General features: G+C 45.1%; 10 protein-coding genes. 7 read left to right on the top strand and 3 right to left on the bottom strand.

The window, feature by feature from the left end:
- Nucleotides 1-86 precede the first annotated feature (86 nt).
- Nucleotides 87-1,637, top strand: a complete 1,551-nt coding sequence (locus CRECT_RS07405; protein WP_002945624.1) for a DKNYY domain-containing protein — start codon at nucleotides 87-89, stop codon at nucleotides 1,635-1,637.
- Nucleotides 1,638-2,803: 1,166 nt separating this feature from the next.
- Here CRECT_RS07405 and CRECT_RS07400 read toward each other — a convergent pair.
- Nucleotides 2,804-3,160 carry a hypothetical protein gene (locus CRECT_RS07400; RefSeq protein ID WP_039888559.1) on the bottom strand — a complete coding sequence of 119 codons (357 nt, stop codon included), beginning with the start codon at nucleotides 3,158-3,160 and terminating at the stop codon, nucleotides 2,804-2,806.
- A 162-nt stretch (nucleotides 3,161-3,322) separates the two neighbouring features.
- Here CRECT_RS07400 and CRECT_RS07395 point away from each other — a divergent pair, with 162 nt between their 5' ends.
- From CRECT_RS07395 to CRECT_RS07380, 4 genes are all read left to right on the top strand, one after another.
- Nucleotides 3,323-4,792 (top strand): NAD(P)/FAD-dependent oxidoreductase, encoded by a 1,470-nt coding sequence (locus CRECT_RS07395; RefSeq protein WP_002945654.1) that lies wholly within the window; start codon nucleotides 3,323-3,325, stop codon nucleotides 4,790-4,792.
- 27 nt (nucleotides 4,793-4,819) lie between these two features.
- A complete protein-coding gene (locus CRECT_RS07390; protein ID WP_002945657.1) occupies nucleotides 4,820-6,025 on the top strand; it encodes a rhodanese-like domain-containing protein in 1,206 nt (401 codons plus the stop codon).
- Between the two features lie 189 nt (nucleotides 6,026-6,214).
- Nucleotides 6,215-8,152 carry a BCCT family transporter gene (locus tag CRECT_RS07385; protein WP_002945642.1) on the top strand — a complete coding sequence of 646 codons (1,938 nt, stop codon included), beginning with the start codon at nucleotides 6,215-6,217 and terminating at the stop codon, nucleotides 8,150-8,152.
- A 400-nt stretch (nucleotides 8,153-8,552) separates the two neighbouring features.
- Nucleotides 8,553-9,311, top strand: coding sequence for a flagellin (locus CRECT_RS07380; protein ID WP_002945637.1), 759 nt, complete (start codon nucleotides 8,553-8,555; stop codon nucleotides 9,309-9,311).
- A gap of 92 nt (nucleotides 9,312-9,403) precedes the next feature.
- Here the strand turns inward: CRECT_RS07380 and CRECT_RS07375 are convergent, their stop codons facing one another.
- Entirely contained in the window at nucleotides 9,404-13,690 is a 4,287-nt protein-coding gene (locus CRECT_RS07375; RefSeq protein ID WP_171992703.1) for a beta strand repeat-containing protein, read from the bottom strand.
- Nucleotides 13,691-15,714: 2,024 nt separating this feature from the next.
- Between CRECT_RS07375 and CRECT_RS07370 the strand changes: the two genes are divergently transcribed.
- On the top strand, nucleotides 15,715-16,332 hold the full coding sequence (locus CRECT_RS07370; protein WP_002945245.1) for a tetratricopeptide repeat protein: 618 nt from the start codon (nucleotides 15,715-15,717) through the stop codon (nucleotides 16,330-16,332).
- A gap of 876 nt (nucleotides 16,333-17,208) precedes the next feature.
- Here CRECT_RS07370 and CRECT_RS07365 read toward each other — a convergent pair.
- Nucleotides 17,209-18,753, bottom strand: coding sequence for an inorganic phosphate transporter (locus CRECT_RS07365; protein WP_002945237.1), 1,545 nt, complete (start codon nucleotides 18,751-18,753; stop codon nucleotides 17,209-17,211).
- A gap of 128 nt (nucleotides 18,754-18,881) precedes the next feature.
- Here CRECT_RS07365 and CRECT_RS07360 point away from each other — a divergent pair, with 128 nt between their 5' ends.
- Nucleotides 18,882-19,319: a GatB/YqeY domain-containing protein gene (locus CRECT_RS07360; protein ID WP_002945259.1), complete on the top strand. Its 438-nt coding sequence runs from the start codon at nucleotides 18,882-18,884 to the stop codon at nucleotides 19,317-19,319.
- Nucleotides 19,320-20,241 lie beyond the last annotated feature (922 nt).

Below are 20,241 nucleotides of genomic sequence, written 5' to 3'. Positions count from 1 at the left end.
TTGTTTTTTGTTTCCCTCCGCGATTTCACGCTAAAAGCGGAGGCGGACGGATCTAAAAAACAGAGCTTTTAAAAATAGGCGGCACTTTGAAAAATAAAAAATTTATACTACTTTGCTTATTTGCGCTTTTTGCCGTGCTTTTTACGGTATTTTTTATGGTTTATGTCGTTAGCTACGAGGAGGAGGGCGAATTTACCCGGATAGGTAGCAGCGAATTTTACGTTACGCCGCAGGGTAAAATTTATGCGCTCATCCCAGGTGGAGGCAAATTTGAGCTAAAAGGCGTGCGGGCGGATAAATTTAGGGTTTTTGCATCCGGCGGCTATCGCGGGCGAAACGTCGGCATGGGCGAAAGCGCCGTCTACTGCGGCAATCTAGCCATGATCGGACTAGATCCCTCTCGCGCTAGGGCGATTGGCAACGGGTATTTCACGGACGGCGAGATTAGTTATTTTTGTAGCGACGCAGGCGAGAGAAACTACGAGCTAGGAGCCTTTGCCGAGGCGGTTCAAACCGCGGCATACGCGATACTAGGCGCAGATAAACCGCAAAGCTATATCTATAAAACCGGACGCGTTTCTAGCGTAAATTTAGCCCCTATTTTAGATTTCGGCTTCGCGGCAGAAAACGAGGCTTTGGGCGGCGAAAGCGGCAGGGTATATTTTGAAGGCAAGCAGCTAGAAGGCGCAGACGCTAGGGCGCTAAGATACGTGAAAGACGCGCGCGGACGAGCTAGCGATTATTACGTCACGGACGGGCGAAACGTCTATTTTAAAAGCTCGCGGCTCGCGGTAAAATTTACGACGGGGCTTTACGAGGCAGCGAATTTTGGCGGCGTGCATTATCTTTTAGAGCCCGCTAGCGGCGTAGTTTATGCCAACGAGCATGAGTTTGCGCCCGAATTTGCGCCTTATTCGCTACCCTTTGGCGCCTCCGGCGCGCACGCCTATCATCTGCTTTTTCGCGGCAAGGGTGGGATTTACTTTTGGCAGCGTCATAGCGGCGGCGAAAACGGCGAGCTAAAGCGCGCGGGAGACGATCCGTTTACGGGTGATATTTTGCCGCTTGCCGGTAGCGTTTTTATCAGCGGCGGACAGACTTATTTCGTGCAAAGCCGCGAAGTGTGGCACAGGACTAAATACCGCAGGCGGCTAGGCTCGCGTCATACCGAGCTTTTTAGGCTTGAGGCGAGCGAGCGGTGGCGCAAAATAGGTCTCGTTCGTAACGGCGTATACGGCGCGGTTTATGCAAACGGCGATAAAATTTACTATTTTGACGCGATGGGGACGGGGCAGATGATTGACGCTAGCGTTTATGAGATCGCGGATATTGCTATCGTTGAGATATTGACGCGGCCGTATGATCCGCGCGGCAAAAATCCGGACGGCGAAGAAATCCGCAAGATGATAAAAGAGGGGCGGCTCGTGCCGGCGCAAGGCGAGCTCGTTTTTGAGGCGGTTAGCAGCTACGACGAGAGGTATGCCCTTTGGGGATTTTTAGGGGTTGCGATTTTGGCGGCGATCATAGGTAAGGTTTTTGAATCTCGCAAGCGTGCGAAAACGCCGAAAAATCAAACTACGACAAAACCTCGCGGTAGGCGAAATTCGGACGATAAATTTATCGGAAAAAGCGGTTAAATTCGAGTTCGAAATCGCGAATTAAAAATAACGTCAAAAACTCGCAACGAGATAAAATAAACAAGGTAAAAATTCATAAATTTATATCCTCACGAGCCGCTACTTTTTAGAAATCTTTGCTTGCTTGCGTGTCGTCTTTTAAATGCGGCGAAATTTAAACTCAAGCCGCCAAAAAGCTCATAACTATGCGAAATTTAAGCGGTATAATTTTAAATTTATAAAAATCCGCGCGTCTTGTCTTACTTTAATAATTTCGTCAAAATTTAAACGCGCCAAATTTTTTAAAATTTTTTATCCAAGAAAAACAAAAAACGATAGAATAAAATCGCAAATTTATTAAATAAAGATAAAACATAAAAAAATTTTACTTAGCTTGTCGGTTTTTGGCGGATTTGATGAAGACGGCGCAAAGACGCAAGCAAAGCCAAATCTTGTTTGCAAAAACGGAAAATAAGGCTTTGCCGATAAAAACGGCAAGACGGCTATCAAGGCCGAGCGTGATAAAGTAAGCGAGTTTAAAAACGGGCTCGCGGCGGTAGGCGTTTAAAAATACCGAAAAATAGGCTTAATTTCAAAGGCAAGGTCGTAATACCGATAAAATCAGGGTTTAAAATGGGGCGGCTCCTGCGGCTCTAGGCGAAAAAGCGTCATAGACCGCTTGAGAGATTTTGTTTTAAGGCGGAATTTATAATAAGCGCCAAAAGACGGCAAAAGCGGCATCTACGCGAAAGACGGCAAGGAACCGATAGCCCCGAAATACTTGAATCGATCCGCAAATGCCTAAACGAGGGCAAACGACGGATCAAAATACGGTACGCCGACGAAAATAAAAAGCGTTTCTTTAAAATTTAACAGTAATCCAAACTTTTTATAAAGATACAAAATTTGACGCGGTTTTGATAGGCGGCAAAACGGACGAGATAACGCGCATTTGAGTTTGTCGTGCCTGCGGAATAAAAAAATGGATTTAAAATGTCAAATTCGGGTGTTGCGGTTTGTGAAAAAGGCGGGAAATTCGGCTTTGTCGCTTTGGTATGAAAAAAGACCGAGATAAAATTTGACAAATAGAGCTCGAGTATGGTTTTCGTGCGCAATAGAGCGAAAAACGGGGCTCTACGGCAAAATTCGAAAGCTAAAAAAGGAGCGCGATGCTCCTTAAAATTTAATTAGCAAGAAGGTACGTTTCCGCTATCTTTTGCGTAGTGGATCACGAAATCGCAAATATCGGGTTGAAATTTCTTAAACTGCTCGCCTTTTAAAAACTCCGCCGCATTCGGATACTTTTCCGAGTATTCTTTTATAAGATCGGCTCCGCCGTTTTCGCAAAGTTTTTTCCATTCCTCTATCGTGTGTTGAGCCGAAAACGCGTCTCCTTTTATGCCGGTGGCGTCTTTCATAAATTTAAGATAAAGCTTTTGCCCTCGCGCCGGATCGGCGGAAGCGAAACTCGTAGCCAAACCTAAAGCTACTATCGTCACAAGCGGCACGCGCGCAAATTTAGCGATTAAAGATTTCACAAACATATTCTCCTCCTAAAGTTAAAATGGTAACTTAATCATACACTAACGCACGTAAAATTTTTGTGACTAAGTTACTGAATAATTTTTACATCGTTGCTACAATTCACCAAATCCTTAAAATAATAATCTAGTTTAAAATTTTAAATTTTATACGAAAGGACATAAATGGACTCAAATAAGATTATCGATGAAGTTCTCTGTGAGCTTGAAAAAGACGGACACAAGATGACGCGTCGCGAAGCTATGAAGCTTATCGCGATGTCGCCGCTGGCCGCAGGCTTGTTATCGACTGCGGCGACGCCTAGCACGGCTGAGGCAGCATCATCCGCCGTGGGTAAAATAGTTATAGTCGGCGGCGGACTTTCGGGGATTGCGGTAGCGGCAAAGCTGTGTAGGAAGCTTAAAAAGCCGGATATTACGGTTATTGAGCCAAATTCCATCTCGGTTTCTTATCAGGCAGGACAGACGCTGATCGCCGCAGGCGTATATACGAAAGACGATATCATATATCAAACCAAAGACTATATGCCCGATGGCGTTACGTGGATAAAAAAATCCGCGGCAAATTTCGACCCGACCAATAATAAAATAATCTTAGACGACGGCTCGGAAATAGGCTACGACTACTTGGTGGTTGCAATGGGAGTTATGTTAAATTACGGTGCGATTGATGGGCTCGAGGGCGAGATAACGACTCTGGGAAATAGCGATTCGGTGCGTAAAAAGATCGGCAAAAACGGCGTTTATTCGTTATATTTTGCAGACGGCTCGGTAGATACTTATAACGGGATCCAAGAGATTATACAAAAGGCGAAAAATTTAAAGGGCGACAAGAAGCTTCAGTGTATCTTTACCGATGCTCATACGGCGATAAAGTGCGGCGGTGCGCCTAAAAAGGTAATGTATATCGCAAACGATCTCATCACAAAAGCGGGTGTGAGAGATAAGGTGGAAATGCTATTTTATACAAATAGCGATAAGTTATTTAGCGTGCCGGAATACGCAGAGGCTATCGAAAAGCAGTTTAAGGCGCGCGATTTTAAGTGGGAATTTAAAACCCGCCTCGTAGCCGTAGATACGGAAAATCAAACGGCTACGCTGGAGCGCACTTGGACTGAGAAAGGCGAATGGGATAAGGATTTGGAAGAGTTTGAAATGATAACAAAGAAGGAGAGATTTGTTAAAAATTTCGACTTTTTACATATAGTTCCGCCGCAAAAAGCTCCGGATGCCGTGGGTAAATCTCCGCTTGGCTCGCCGGCTAGCTGGGTGCCTGCTCATAAAGAGACTCTTCAGCATATTAAATATCCTAATGTGTTCGCCATAGGCGATTGTGCCGCCGTGCCTCTTGGCAAGACGGGCGGAAGCGCAAGAAAGCAGTATCATGTGCTAGTGGATAATCTAATAGCCGTGATGGAGAAAAAGGATAAATTACCCGCCGCTTATAACGGATATACGGTTTGTCCGTTTATTACGAGTATCGGCACGGTAATGTTTGCGGAATTTGACTGGTCCGGTAAGCCTGCGCCGTCATTCCCGTTAGATCCGACAAAAGAGCGATGGATAATGTGGTTACTTAAGGTTTATCTGATGAAGCCGATGATATTTCACGGAATGCTTCCGGGTAGAATTTAATACGAAATTTTCAAAAAAGGAGAATATATGCATTTAAAATTTGTTGGTGCGATCGCACTTGCTACGACACTGCTATTTACCGGATGCGCTACATCCGGCGTATCCGCCCCGGTGCAAGCTACGGCTACAAAGCCAAGCGACGCGGTAGCGTCTTTGATAGCTAAACATAAGCTTGAAGTGGTTGATTTTAAATACGCCAGAAGCAAGCTAGGCAGCGGTATGCGCGGAGCTACGGATGCGCTATTTATAGATGCCAGGCCGGATCGCCACTACAATGCCGGCACGATACCCTCAAGTATTCAAATTCACGACGCAGACTTTAAAGATCATATAAAAAGAATCGACAAAACTCCGAAAGACAAGGAGATTATCGTATTTTGCCAAGGTTGGGACTGTGCAAAGAGTCCAAAAGTCGCAGCAATGCTCAAGGAAATAGGATATACAAACGTAAAACTATATCAAGCGGGTTATCCCGAATGGTCCAAAAAAGACTATATAGAAATTGGCACGGCGGTCGTGAAAAACGCATTTGACGGCAATACGGCGCTTTTGATTGACGCTCGCCCTTATGCTAAATTTTTAGCCGAATCCATACCGGGCGCCATATCCGTAAACGACACCGATATTTCTACTTTAATGGGGCGTTTTCCAAACGATAAAAGTACGTCTATTATTACATTTTGTCAAGGATACGACTGCAAAAAATCTCACGCAGTAGCCCAAAAACTCGTATCTGTGGGATATACGAAAGTAGCCAACTACTCGGCCGGACTTCCGGCATGGAAAAAGGCGGGACTAAAAACCACTAAAGGCGGCGAAGAAAAAGCCGGCGGCGGAGCCGTAACCAAGCTAAGCGTACCGTTTATGGGGCCGGTTAAAAAGGGATTTGATGAGGGTTCGGTAGACGGCGAATGGTTTTTAAAAAATTATAAAAATTTACCAAAAGGCGTAACTATCGTCGATGTAAGAAGAAGTGACGAGAGAGCGGCGGGATTTGTTCCGGGATCTCTTCATATCTCGCTTGAAGAAAATGATAATAAGACGTTTTTGTCAAAACTTCCCGATACTTACGTGATATTTCACTGCTCTGCCGGCGGACGTGCGTTAGAGGCTCAGGGCAAGGCTAAAAAAGGCGGCTTTACAAAAGGCGTTTATATAGATGCGGGCGTTAAATGCCAAGGCAGCGACTGCACTTTTACTCCAAACGAACCTTTAGACCCAAGCGACTGGTAAAATTTACAAAACCGCACCGATTGGTGCGGTTTGACTAAAATATAGCCATACGGCTTTAAAATTAACTCTTTATTTTCTTACCGATTAAAATTATTTTTAAATTTTAAACTAAATGAAATGTAAAATTTGACTTATTTACTTTTTTCGGGTAGGTTGAACTATGCCTGCAAATATCAACAAAGGAAAAATGTGATAAAACTGCAAAAATCTAAATTTAACCCCAAAGTCTTTTATCCATCCGTTTTTACGATACTTTTGATAACCGCGTTTCAGGCTCTGGCGCCAAAATTTGCGACCGAGGTTTTCAAAGGTATGCAAGGCTTCATCGCCCAAAATTTCGGTTGGTTTTACGTACTGGCAGTCGCCGTCATCTTGATATGCGTTTTTATTTTAGGATTTGGTAAAACGGGCGAGATAAAGCTGGGTGCGGATCACGCTAAGCCCGAGCACAAAAATATCTCTTGGTTTTCGATGCTCTTTGCCGCTGGTATGGGTATCGGGCTCGTGTTTTTCGGCGTTAGCGAACCGCTTATGCACTATCTAAATCCGCCCACGGGCGAGGCGCAGAGCCTAGAGGCGCAAAAACTCGCGATGAATATCACCTTTTTTCACTGGGGTATGTGCGCTTGGGCGGTGTATGCCATCGTGGCGCTGATACTGGCGTTTTTTTCTTACAGGCACGGTTTGCCGTTAGCTCTACGCTCGGCGTTTTATCCGCTGGCTGGCGACAAGATTTACGGATGGTTCGGCGATGCGGTCGATACCTTTGCCGTCGTGGCGACGCTTTTTGGCGTGGCGACTTCGCTGGGATACGGCGTTTTGCAGATAAATGCGGGATTTGCGCACGTGTTCGGCCTGCCGCAGATGCACGTTACGCTACTTGTCGCGCTTTGCCTAGCCGCGACGCTATCTGCGGCTAGCGGCGTGGATCGGGGCATCAAGCTGCTTTCAAACGCCAACATCGCGCTTGCATGCTGCTTTATGCTCGCGGTGCTGTTTTTGGGCGAAACGACGCAGCTTTTAAAGGCGCTCGTGCAAAACAGCGGCGAATACGTCTCTACGCTTGTTTCAAACACCTTTAATCTATACGCCTATAAAAAAGCAAATGACGCGTGGTTGGGCGGCTGGACGCTGCTTTATTGGGCGTGGTGGCTTAGCTGGTCGCCTTTTGTCGGGCTTTTTATCGCGAAAATTTCAAAAGGCAGGACGATTAGAGAATTCGTCGTGGGCGTGCTTTTGGTGCCGACGGGATTTACTTTTGCGTGGATGAGTTTTTTTGGAAATTCGGCCATAAATTTCGTCAAAAACGGCTTTGGCGAGCTAGCCGCTACGGCAAATTCCGACTCCGCAGCCGCTCTTTTTATGTTTTTGGAAAAATTTAGCTTCTCAAGCGCGCTTAGCGTCGTTGCCGTGCTAATGATCGTGATATTTTTCGTTACTTCCGCCGACTCTGCGGCGATCGTGATGAACATGCTGTGTTCAAACGGCAGGGACGACACGCCCGTGTGGCAGAAGGTATTTTGGGGCGTTATTATCGGAATGACGGCTTGCTTTTTGATGCTAGGCGGCGGGCTGGCGTCGCTCCAGGCGCTCACGATCGCTTCGGCATTGCCGTTTACCGCCGTGCTTATGGGCGCCATTTTCGGGCTATTTCGCGCACTTAAGGTGGATGTGATAAAAAAGCAAACAAACGCCTTTAATAATATGCCGATAAGCGAAATGTCAAAGTCCTGGCAGGAGCGCTTAAGCGCGATCATCATGTTACCTAGCAAAAAAGACGGGAGTAAATTTATAAACGAAACGACGGCTAGAGCGCTAGATGAGGTAAGGGCGGAATTTGAGAAAAACGGGCTAAACGCCGAAGTGATAAAGCGGGAAAATTTTATAAATTTACGCGTGATGCTGGGAGAGGAGACGGACTTTTGCTACGGCGTGAAGCTAACTAAAAGCGAGAGTCCCGACTACACGAGAGAGCTGGAGGGTGAGGACTTGTATTACCGCGCCGAAGTGTATCTAAAAGAGGGCGGGCAGGACTACGATATACTGGGCTGGAGCGAAGCTACGATAATAAACGACATCATCGAGCAGTATCGCAAACATATGCAGTTTTTGCATATCGTTAGGTGATGCGGGTCGGCATTTGACAAATTTAAACGCGTTTTTACGGCTACTTATTACAAATTTAAGCTTGAGACGCCGGCAATCTAAGTTAAATTTGGCGGACGTAGATTAAAATTATTTGTGCGCTTGGTTTAGATATTTTATATCGGTCGTAAAAGTCAAATGCCGTATCTTCGGCTGCGCGCCTGCTTGTTTTTTTGCGGTTTAATCTAGCGAGTAAATTTGCATCGTTGGCGCCTTTTTGCCTACAAAAGCCTAAAACAAAACATCCGAGCCAAAAACGAAATCCGCTTGAAAAATTATCAAATTTACTAAAAAACCGGAGTCGCGCGCCGACATTGCCCGCCGCTAGCAAATTTTAATCGAATTTTCGCTAAAATCGTATCAAAATTTAAAAGGAACGAAAATGAAACTGGGAAATTTCTTGGCAAACTCAAGCCTAAGCAATCAATACCTGGAGCAAGCTCAAAATAACGGCGCAAAAGCCCTAAATAATATCTCCGTACAGCGCGCCTTAAGCGGCGTAGATAGCGCAAATCTCGCCATCGCCGACTCTCTTCGCTCTCAAAGCTCCACGCTCGAGCAAGGCGTCGCAAACGCAAACGACGCTATCGGCATCCTGCAGATCGCAGACTCCACGCTCGCAAATATCACGCAAAGCGCCGACCGCATCGGCGAGCTCTCGGTGAGATATAGCGGCGGCATCCTAAACGCCGACCAGCAAAAGATGATAAAAAGCGAGGCAAACGCGCTGGTGGACGCGATGAAGCAGAGCACGCAGCAGGCTAGCTTTAACGGCAAGAACGTATTTGGCGGACAGATGAGCTTCCTCACCGGCAACGGCACGGCGAGCGTGAATCTAAGCGCGCCGAATTTTAGCGGCATAGACGTGAGCGACGGCGAGAGCGTGAGCAAATTTATCGGTAGCGTAAATGCCCTGCGCGGCGAGATCGGTGCGGCGCAAAACGGCATAATCTCGGGCATAAACGCAAGCCTAACTAAAAACGTTGCGCTAAAGCAAAGCGAGTCTCAGCTGCAAAACAACGACATCGCTAAAAACGTAAGCGCCTTTAAGCAAAACGACCTGCAAGCAAACGCCGCGATCCTTGCTCAAGCGCACAACACTGCTAGCTTGCAAAGCCGGTTTAATAGGCTTTTGGGTTAAATTAACTAAAATTTGACATTCGGCCGTCGCTTTCCTTTGAGCAAACTACCTAATTTAAGCTCAGCCGAGCGACCGAGCTTAAATTTAACGCATCAAGGGACGATATCGACGTTTATGTCGTTTTTGACCTCTACGGTTACGCTTTGCGTAGTGCCTGTATATTCGGTGTAGTCGGCGCCCACGGTTCCTTTAGTAAAGTCTTTAAGGTTTAGTTTATCTCCGCTTTCGCCGTCTATTTTTAGCTTGTTGTTGCCATCGGTCATATCAAGCACGTCTTTGGCGCTTAAAGTGGTTTCTACGTCGTTTTCGGCGCCGCCTAGTTTTAGCTTTTCGATCTCCTTGACCTTGCTAAAGTCTATGTTTTCGGAGATGTTTAGCGTATCCTTGCCCTCGCCGCCTTTTATGACGGAGTTTGTTATATCTGCACCCTTTTCGACCACGATGGTATCATTACCCTCGTCGCCTCTTATCTCGGAATAATTATTAAAATTCGCTCCGGATTTTACGGTGATGGTATCGTCGCCTGTGCCTGCATGGACCATAGAGTTTGAAACCTTGGCTCCGCTATTTATATCTATGGTATCGTTGCCCTCGCCGCCTATTATGCGCGAGCCGCTTTGGATCTGCGCTCCATCGTTGATAGATATCTTATCATCTCCTTCGGCGGCGTTTATATCAGCCTTATTAAAGGTGGCTCCGCTATTTACGTTTATAGTGTCGGCATCCGCGCCCGTGTAAAGATATGTACCTTGTTTAAACTCCGCTCCGCTATTTACCGTTACCGTGTCTTCGCCGTCGCCGGTGCCTACGCCTGAGCTGTATCCCAACGTCGTAGCATTTTCAAACTTACTGTTTGAGATCGTTACCGTGTCGTTATCGCCTTCGGTAAATAGCTCCGAGTTTACAAATTTGACGCCGTCAAGCTCGACATTTTCCTCGCCGGCTCCCGTATTTACGGTCGTATTGGTGAGCGTTACGCCTGATTTTATATTGATATTATCGTTGCCGGCATTGGTTGAGACGATAGAGTCGCTTCTGTTGTTTGCAGAACCGGTCATATCGGACTCGATATTTATCGTATCGACGTCTTTTCCTGTCGTAACTCTGACGTCCTTAAAGGTCGAGTTTTCTCCTAAAGTTACCTCGTTTGCTCCGTTGCCCGCATTGATATCCACTTTGTCTAATGTAGAATTTTCAGCCGTTATCTTGTCGTTTCCTTCATCGGTATCTATTGTTGTCTTTGAGGTCGAATTTTGCCCTTTGACGGCGGAGTCTTTTATAGTTACGACATCATCGCCTTCACCAGTGCTTACGCTATTTCTACCCTCCATTAAAGAATCGCCTTGTATCTCTACCCTATCGTCTCCGCTACCGCTTTTTATATTGGTTGTTTCGACTTTACCGGCGTCTATCTGTACGTGTTTGATACCGTTATCGCCCATATCTATATTTGCGCCCTGGAAGTCCGATACTCTGCCTGCGTAGTTGCCGCTATTACCCATACCTTGGAGATTTACAGTGTCGTTGCCGTCACCCATATTTATCTCGGTCTCCGTCGCCGCAGAGTAGGAGTATCCTTGAAGCGGATTCGTAGTCTTGTGCTCAAACCTTACTACGTCGTCGCCTCCGCCGGTTTCTATTTTTGCAAAATTTAAAGACGCTCCGTTGTGTATATTGACTTCATCTCTACCTTCTCCGGTTTCTATCACTCTTTCTTCGACGGTAGCTCCGTTTTGTAGAGTGATACTATCCTTGCCACTTCCGGTCGTTATGATATTTTTCGTAGGCGTACTGTTTTCTATTTCGCCCAGTCGCACGCTTCCATCTACTTTTACTTCGTTATCTCCGTCGCCTAAATTTATAGATGTATCACCTTTTAAATTTACTTTAGGCGTCGCTGCGAATTCTAACGTATCGTTGGATATATTTACGACGTCTTTATTTTTTCCGCCGTAAATTTGCGTATCTTTGAGCTCGACTTTGCTGTTAGAATCCGTCCTTGCGATGTCTAACGTATTTTCTCCGTCGCCCAAGCGTATCTCGCTATTGGTCATCGAGGAGTCTTTGACGTCTACTTTGTCGTTACCTTCCCCCATATCTACGGATAGATTTTCGGCGGTAGAATTTGCTATATTTACCGCATCGTTTCCTTCTTCGAGCTTCATGACGGAGTCGGATATATTTTCGTTTAAATTTATGACGTCGCCTCCTTTGCCGGTTTCAAAGGTATTACCTCTTACAGTTGAGCCTTTTTCTATATTGATAGTATCGGTTCCATCTTGGGTTGAAATTTTTGAATTTTCCAAAGTAGCGCCAGCTTTTACGTTGAGCGTGTCGTTGTCAGTAAAATTCGACATCGGCATATGCGGATCATTTTCTCTTCCCAAGTGGATATTACCACCTTTGAAAGTAACTCCATCTTTTAGATCAAGAGCGTCGTCTCCGGCATTCATTTGAAGCCGAACCTTATCCATAGTTACGCCTTTGTCTATATTTATATGATCTGTTCCGTTACCGGTCATTATGCTTGAGTAATCGGCGTCTATCGAATCGCCTGTCATATTGCTATGTACGTTCACGACGGATTTGTATTCATGATTTGTTCCGCCATTGTCCAGATCGTTATTTGTAACGCTAACTCGAACGTTTTTTAAATCTCCCGATAAATCAACCGTTCCGCCGCCTTGATTTTCTATTTGCACGTTTTTTAAGGTGGAATTTGCATCCACTGTCACGTCGCTTAAGCCCGTATCGCTCGTTGAGATATAAGTATTTGTTATCGTGCCGGATTTTACATCTATTTTATCATCGCCTCTGTATCCGGTATTGATTACGCTGTTATTTAAGGTGCTGCGCGTTACTTCTACCAAGTCGTTATCACTTCCTCTATAGACCGAATAATCGCCAGCAAAAAATCTGGCCCTTTCTCCCGTTACGTCGTTAATCCTGATTATATCGTCTCCGCTTCTGGTGTTTACAACCGTATTGTTCATATTAGCTTTGTTTATATTTACGACGTCTTTTCCTACGCCTGCATCGCTAGCGTCGTTGTCGGCATATATATTCGTATCTTTTAGCGTAGAGTTTTCTTTGATGGAGATCGTATCGTCTCCGTCTTTGGTGTCCATCGTTTTGCCGTCGATGTTGCCGTCTATGACCACATTGTCGTCGTTGTCTATGATGTTGCCTACTCCGCTACCGGCACTTATCTCGCTATTGTTCGTAGTTACGTTTAGCGTTATTGCTTCTTTGTAAATTCCGAAATTTGTTATGCCCGGATCTATACCCGCACCCAAATTTGAGCTCATAACGCCTTCGTTTTGATTGCCCGCGTCTTGACCGTAGTCATCTAGGACCCTTATCCTTATTTTAAGATTATTTATGTCGTTGGCGTTTGCGAGGGTTACTTGATTGCCCGCAGTCCACGTAGCTCCGCCGTCGGTCGAGTATTCTGTAAGCGGAGAATAATCAACTCCGGTAGTGCCGCCGCTTACATTTAAATTTAACGTAACGGGTTTAGCTGCTACGGCTCCGCTTAGGGATAGATTATAGACCAAATACGTGTCGTTGCTCGTCCCGTTTAGTCCGCCTTCTCTGGCTTCGGCCTCTGCGGTTACACTTAGTGTTTTTGGCGTTGGAGTCGGCGTTGGAGTCGGCGTTGGAGTCGGCGTTGGAGTCGGCGTTGGAGTCGGCGTTGGAGTCGGCGTTGGAGTCGGCGTTGGAGTCGGCGTTGGAGTCGGCGTTGGAGTCGGCGTTGGAGTCGGCGTTGGAGTCGGCGTTGGAGTCGGCGTTGGAGTCGGCGTTGGAGTCGGCGTTGGAGTCGGCGTTGGAGTCGGCGTTGGAGTCGGCGTTGGAGTCGGTTGCTGAGAATTAGCATTCTCAGCAACGCCGCTTGCTGCGGCGCTAGCGAATACTTCGCTGCTTACAGAAACCTGATTTGATGCTAGGTCGCCGTATGAGGCGGTTACGTTTGATATATGGCCGCCATGAGTAAATACGACTTGGCTTAGACTTACGCCGTCCGAGCTAGCCGCTCCGCCATCGGTATTTCCGCCCGCTGCAGTTTCTTCCAGGCTTTGAAGCTGTGTTCCCTCAAGGAGTGCTTGCTGTAAGGCGCTAATGTCGGCCGTTACGGTTTCGTTTCCAAAGCTCTCTTGCGCCGCGATACTTTGATCTAGCACCAAGGCATCTTTGCCTATCATAGTTACGTCTCTGCCGTCGTTTTGGGTTATGACGACCTTTGACGAGGCATCTTGAGTAACTATTTTTTCTCCCAAATAGACCATATCTCCCGCTTTTAGCGACCTTTGAGCGCCGCTTTGATCTATGACCATAGCGCCGCCAACGACACTTTTTACGATACCTGCTTGAGCTTGCATGACGATCCTTTGCTTTAAATTTTTCAGGATTATATAACTTTTTTCTGCATTTGTATATTGTACCTGAGTACAGGCACAATCAATGCTATAAATTTTATGCGTGAGATGTAATTCCCTGATCTCAAGTGGCTACGTAGATCGCATATAAATCGATAAAATATATTTCGACACCAGTAATATATACCCATCAAAGCCCATTTCTGAGCCGTTTCCGGTAGTCACCATCAAATACGACAATTATAGCGAGGAAGTATATCAAACTTGAGCAAATCGGTGATACGTCCGTTTGTAAAAACGTAGATTTGGGCGCAAACGCTGTAACGCCTTTAAGACCGAATGCTGAAGCTAAAAACTGCGATTTTATAAATTTAGTTTTTTAAAAAGCGACAGGCAAAAATACTTTTAACGAAATTTGAAATCAACAAATTTGCCTGAAATTCAGCGGCAAATTTTAAATACTCATTTATATTTAAGAAATTTTTAAATCTGCTAAATTTTAATATTAAGAGATGCAAACGGTCTGCCGGTGGGCGCTGGAAATCCGACCGTCGGCAAGAAATTTGACGCTCAAAGCTTATGTATTATGGCAAATCTATTTGTAAAATACGCAGTTGCCGACTTAGAGCGGGTGTGAGACCGCGGTACAAAACCGAATTTACGTCGGCGGCGGCAAAATGAGATCGCCAAAAAGGCTTATACGCCGGTGAATTCAATATTTGGCCGCAAGATTGGCAAAAATTTCTATGTCCGGCTAACTATGGGTAACGCGTTTAACAAAAAATATTTTGAAATCATCGCCCGATAAATGCTCTACGACTATCCGCGAACATTTTCCTTGATTATTGGCGCATAACCGATCGGCAAATTTCAGGTAAATTTTACAGTCGGTCGCGCAGCAGGCTGCATTATAGGTTAAATTTGTGGCGAGATTTGCGGATAAAATTTGATAAATTTGAGCACGAAAGATCGCTCGCTCGAGTAAAAAATCGGTTTTTTGGAGTGCGATTCGAGCGTAAATTTCAGTCAAATTTGCCGACTTAACGCTCGGGATGAGGGTAAATTTGCTAAATTTAGACGCAAATTTTATTCTTTTTTCTCCTTAAATTTACCCATTTTTGCGTTTTTACGGCATTTGTTTTGCAGTCTGGCGTTTGAGGCGTAAAATTTACAGATAAATTTGCGGTGTTTTAATTAACTCGAGTGCGTTTTATCATTCTAACAGGCATAAAATTTGCCGAGTTTTAGTGCAAATTCGGCTTTCTTGGCATTTTGATGCGGGCGTAAATTTGCTATTTCCGGCAAAAGATTTGTCCGAGCCCGTAAGCTTACATTAATAAAATTCGCGCAATTTAAATTTACCGCGCTTTGCTATATTTTTTGAGTAAATTTACGCGATATTTCGTAAAATTTGCGGTAAATGGGCAAAAGTGCGCCGTTGAGGGCGGATACCGAGTTTGGCTGCGATTTTGGCTAGAAGCGTTAAGCGTCGCCGACCAGATTTACGCCCGGTTTTTAAATTTATACTTCGTTGTTACGGCGCTAAAATTTTACTACTGTCTTGGTTTTTAGCGAGTAAAATTTTTTTTCGGACGCGACGGCAGAGTTTAAAATTTAACGTTTTTGTATCCGTTAAATTTACTAGCAAATTTAACGAGCGACGGCAAGCATCAAATTTGAAGCCCTTTTAAAGCCGGAAATTTAAACCTATATTATTTTTGCCGAATTTGACTTGGTGTCTTGCGGCCTAGCGTCAAATTTAAATGCAAAATTTGACGTAAATTTGAGCTTAAAATTTAAAATTACATTCTGAAATTTTCTTTAAAAACGGCGATTTAAGATAAATTTAGCTGCTTTAATCCGCGCAAATTTGCTTTGGCACGCAAAATTCACTCTTTTTTATAGGCGGCAAATTCGTTGCAAAATCGGCACCGTTTGACCGCCGACGAGCGCTTTTTGATTTTATTTTAAGCACTATTTTGGTGAATATAAGATAAGATTAAGTCAAATTTTTTTAAGGCTGGATTTTGAAACGCGCTCTTTTTCAAGCTATCTCGCACATTGTCGTTTTTGCGCTGGCTGCGGCTTTTGCGAGCGGTTGCGTTATGCAAAAAAAGGCGACTCCCGCTCCGCCAAAGCCCGTCACGAGTGCCGAGATAAAGCACATCTGCGACGGCAAAACTCCAAAAGAATGCAATAATATGGGCGTGAAATTTGAAAACGACAAAGATCACGAGCGCGCAAAGCTCTGCTACCAAAAGGCCTGCGACGAGAACGAAGGCATCGCCTGCTCAAATTTAGGTTCGCTGCACCAAAAGCTAAAAAGTAAGGACGAGAGCGAGATTTTGGCGATATTTTTGAAATCCTGCAAGCTTGATAACAAATACGGCTGCTATAATGCGGCTAATTTCTACCGCCTCGGACGCGGCACGGAGCACGATTTCGCCGCAGCGCGCAGGCTTTATGAGAAGTCATGCCTGCAGCTAAATCACGCGCAAAGCTGCTCAAACCTTGGCGGAATGTATCAATTTTCGCTCGGCGTCAAAACTGCCGACTCCAAAACCGCGAAGAAATTTTACAAAATGGGCTGCGAGATGGGCGATGAGATCGGCTGCAGAAACCTCTCGCTCGTGGGCGACGAATAAATTTTACTATCTTGCGCAGCGACTTCGTCTTTGTTAAATTGCTTAAAATTCGTTTAAATCCGCCGCGAAACTTAGTAAAATTTATAGCCGTCCGGCTATTTTGCGGCGTAAATTTAAGCTACGAGACACCGATTTTGCCAAACGCGATTGTGATTTGAGTTAAATTTACTCCGCTGGAGTTTGAAACTTTTGATTTCGCGGACAAACAAAGTCCGTCCTTAGTTAAAATTTACTCCGTTGGAGTTTGAAACCGTATTCTTCGCATACTTGATTTTCGGGCATTATCGGTTAAAATTTACTCCGTTGGAGTTTGAGATATGTTTCGGGTCAAATTCGCGGCCGCCAGTATCGGTTAAAATTTACTTGCTTGCCGCCAAATACCTGCACCTTTACGGCGCTAAATTTCGTTTTTGAGCTTGCAAAATCAAAGGATACTTCTAAATTTAGCAGATAACGGGCAAAATTTGGCTCACTGCTGTTTGATTTTGGATATATAAAAACGGTTTTGCGTGCGGATAATTTATAATTTCTTGCTGGCGTTTGCTTGCGATGTATCGCGAAAAAAGTCGGCTAAATTCGGAAGAGTTTATTTGCGGGCTGGTAGGGCGGCAGAAAATTTTTGTTGGCGCGACGTTGGTTTTGCGGTTTTAGATTTGCGATCAAATTTGTATGCAGAGAAGCCAAGTATCCCTGAAACCGTAGCCGTACCTAGCGCAAGTGCCGGGCTTAAATTTTTGCTTACGGCGATGGATTATAGTATCGCAAAATTTAGTTTAAATTTTTAAAGTTAATTTTGATTTTTAGCGACTTAGCGTCATCAAATTTTAGTGATTAGTCGGGCCAAATTTACAAAGCTGTTGGTTGCGCGAAGCAAATTTATAAACCGAGCACCGTTTTAAGCAGCATATAAATAAGCGCCGCAGAACCGGCGGCTATCGGCAGAGTGATAACCCACGCAAGCACGATAGGTTTGACCATTTTCCAGTTGGCGTCGCGGTTTAGGATACCGATGCCAAGCACCGCGCCGATGAGGATGTGCGTCGAGGAGACGGGGATGCCGAGCTTGGTTGCCAGCAAGATGACGGTGCTGGCGGCTAGCTCGGCACTAAAGCCCGTGGTGGGCAAAATCTCAGCCAGCTTGCTGCCGATAGTGGCGATGACCTCTTTGCCAAGAAACCAAAGCCCCACGACTAACGAAATGCCAAATGTCACCATCGCGACGCCGGGCACCGGGGCGGTGGCGTTTATCGAGCCTGTTCGTAATACGTCCAAGATGGCGGCAAAAGGACCCACGGCGTTTGCGATGTCGTTGGCGCCGTGCGAGAAAGCAAAGGATGAGGCCGTAAATATCTGAAACCACGAGAAAATGCGGTTCGTGCTCTTTTCGGCATTGTCTTTTTTCATCACGTTTATCATCGCAAGCGTGGCTAGGTAGGTGACGATGCCGATGACGCAGATGATCCAGACCGTGCCGATGAAGCCGATGTCAAGATCCAGGTGAGCCAGCCCCTTAAACAGCATCATCGAGGAGATGATGATCGCGCCGATGCCGGCTACCATCGGGATGTGCTTACGCATGGCTTTTGACGTGTCGATCTCTTTTTCGCGCTCTTTCATAGCTTTGATGGCGAGTTTGTATTCGCTGCGTTCGCCGTTTTCGACATCATCCTCGTCAAGAACCGCGATCTTGCTTAGTATTCTTATTTGTTCGCTTTCGGGCTTTGTTTTGAGCTCTTGCAAATAGCGCTCTTTATAGGCTTTGCGCTCGCGTTTTAGCATCTTTAGCTCTAAGGTAAATTTGCGAGTCGGGATCAAAATTTTAGACTTTATGTAGCCGTAAATGAAGTAAGAAAGGATGCCTCCTAGCAACGGCGAGATGACCCAGCTTACGGCGATCCTGCCTATCTCACTCCAAGAGACCATAGCTAGGGCCTCGCTGCTGCTCATCGTCGTAAATCCCATCGCGAGTCCGGCGCCAACGATACCGCCGACGATCGAGTGAGTAGTGGAGATAGGCAGGCCTTTTTTAGACGCGATAAAAAGCCAGATACCCGAGCTCAAAAGCGCCGACATCATAATCAGCACGAAAAGCATCGGCTCGGTTCCCTCCTGCGGGAAGCTCACGATGCCCTCGCGGATGGTTTTGGTTACCTCTCCGCCCGCAAATATCGCGCCGCTAAGCTCGAAAACCGCAGCGATGACTAGGGCTTGCTTTATCGTGACGGTCTTTGCCCCCACGCTCGTGCCAAAGGAGTTTGCGACGTCGTTACCTCCGATATTAAACGCCATAAAGATGCCGAAAATACTAGCGATACTAAAAAGCAAAAAGTGATGAGTCGGGATATACTGATAGCCCCAAACGAAAAATCCAAACGCGGTAATAGCGAAGATCGCAAAGGCAAAAAGATTGTCGTTTCTCAAGCAAGTCCTTTTAAAATGAATGGTTAATTATAGCTATATTTTTCTTAAGCAAGCCAAATTTAGGCGGTTTTATCGGCTTTAAATTTTAGCTTCGTTATAATTTGCCCACTTAAATTTAAGGAGAAAAAATGACCATCAGAGAGAAAATTTTAGACGACATCAAGACGGCGATGAAAGAAAAAGATAACTTTCGCCGCGACACGCTAAGGCTCATAAACTCCGTCATCAAGCAAGTCGAAGTCGATGAGCGCGCCGAGATGACCGACGAAAAGGTGCTACCGATCCTGCAAACCCAGATCAAACGCCGTATGGACTCGATCGAACAGTATAAAAAGGGCGGCAGGGACGATCTGGCGCAAAACGAGCAAAAAGAGATCGACATCATAAACGGCTATTTGCCCAAACAACTAAGCGCGGACGAACTAGAAGCCGAGATAAAAGAGGTCATCGCCAGCCTTGGCGAGGGTGCAAATATCGGTGCGGTGATGAAAGCGGCAAAAGAAAAAATCGGCGCCAGAAGCGACGGCAAGAGCATAAGCGAGTGTGCAAAAAGGCTGTTGGGCTAAATTTGCTTTTAAATTTAGCTAAACTCGCTTTGAGATTTGGTTGAATTTGAGATATGCGGGCGGTTTTTAATAGGCATAGTTTTGCAAAAAGCTTGAAGATCAAGGTAAAATAAGCTACTGCACGGACGTCGGCGGTTTGTTTTCGCATCAAGCAAAGGCTTGCCGCAAGTCGGCGTCAAGATAAAGTAAGCTGTATGCTTGGAGCCGGTAAACCGCTCGTTTGCGTCGATTTATGCTTAAATTTCGTATGAAATATCCGGTCGCGATAAAGGTTAGAGCCTGTGCTGGGTTGTGTTTTAGGTTTGTATCTTTTGCGCAGCATAGAAAGTGGCTCCCGATGGTAAATTTGGCGGGATTGAAATTTAGCAAAAATTTAGCGAATTTTTGAAATCCGAAAAAACGGTTCTTGCTTGATGATTTTTGATCTGATTAAGTTTGGGATAAGTGGCTATACTAAATATTTGCTTAGATTGTCCGATCGGGGCTGTTTGGGTTAAATTTGATGAGAATTTGATAAAAGATCAGCTCGGCGCTCGGAGTAAATTTATATCGGTAACAGCCTAATTTATCTGAAATTATTTTGGAATTTAAACTAAACCAACAAGGTCGGAGCATATCCGCTTTTGTAATTTCGAGCTTTTGGCTGGCTGAAATTTATTTGACTAGAATTTGGTAAAAATTTAAGATAAGTTGAATATACTTGATTCAAATTTAAAACGAGCAAGTTAGCAGGCTCTACTTTTTGTAAAATTTTGAAGAGAGCTTGATTGTCATAAAGCTAAATTTTAATAAAATACGGCTTATGCCGCACTTATCGATAATCGTGATGATTATTTACAAACTTAAAACAAATCATAAATATTTGATTATTTTTTAGCGGTATCGCTGTTTTGGTATGGCTATTATGTGATATTTAAATTTT

The sequence above is a fragment of the Campylobacter rectus genome, from assembly GCF_004803795.1.
Lineage (GTDB): Bacteria > Campylobacterota > Campylobacteria > Campylobacterales > Campylobacteraceae > Campylobacter_A > Campylobacter_A rectus.
The sequence above is the reverse complement of the archived record's forward strand: the minus strand, read 5'-3'. Positions and strand labels throughout refer to the sequence as shown.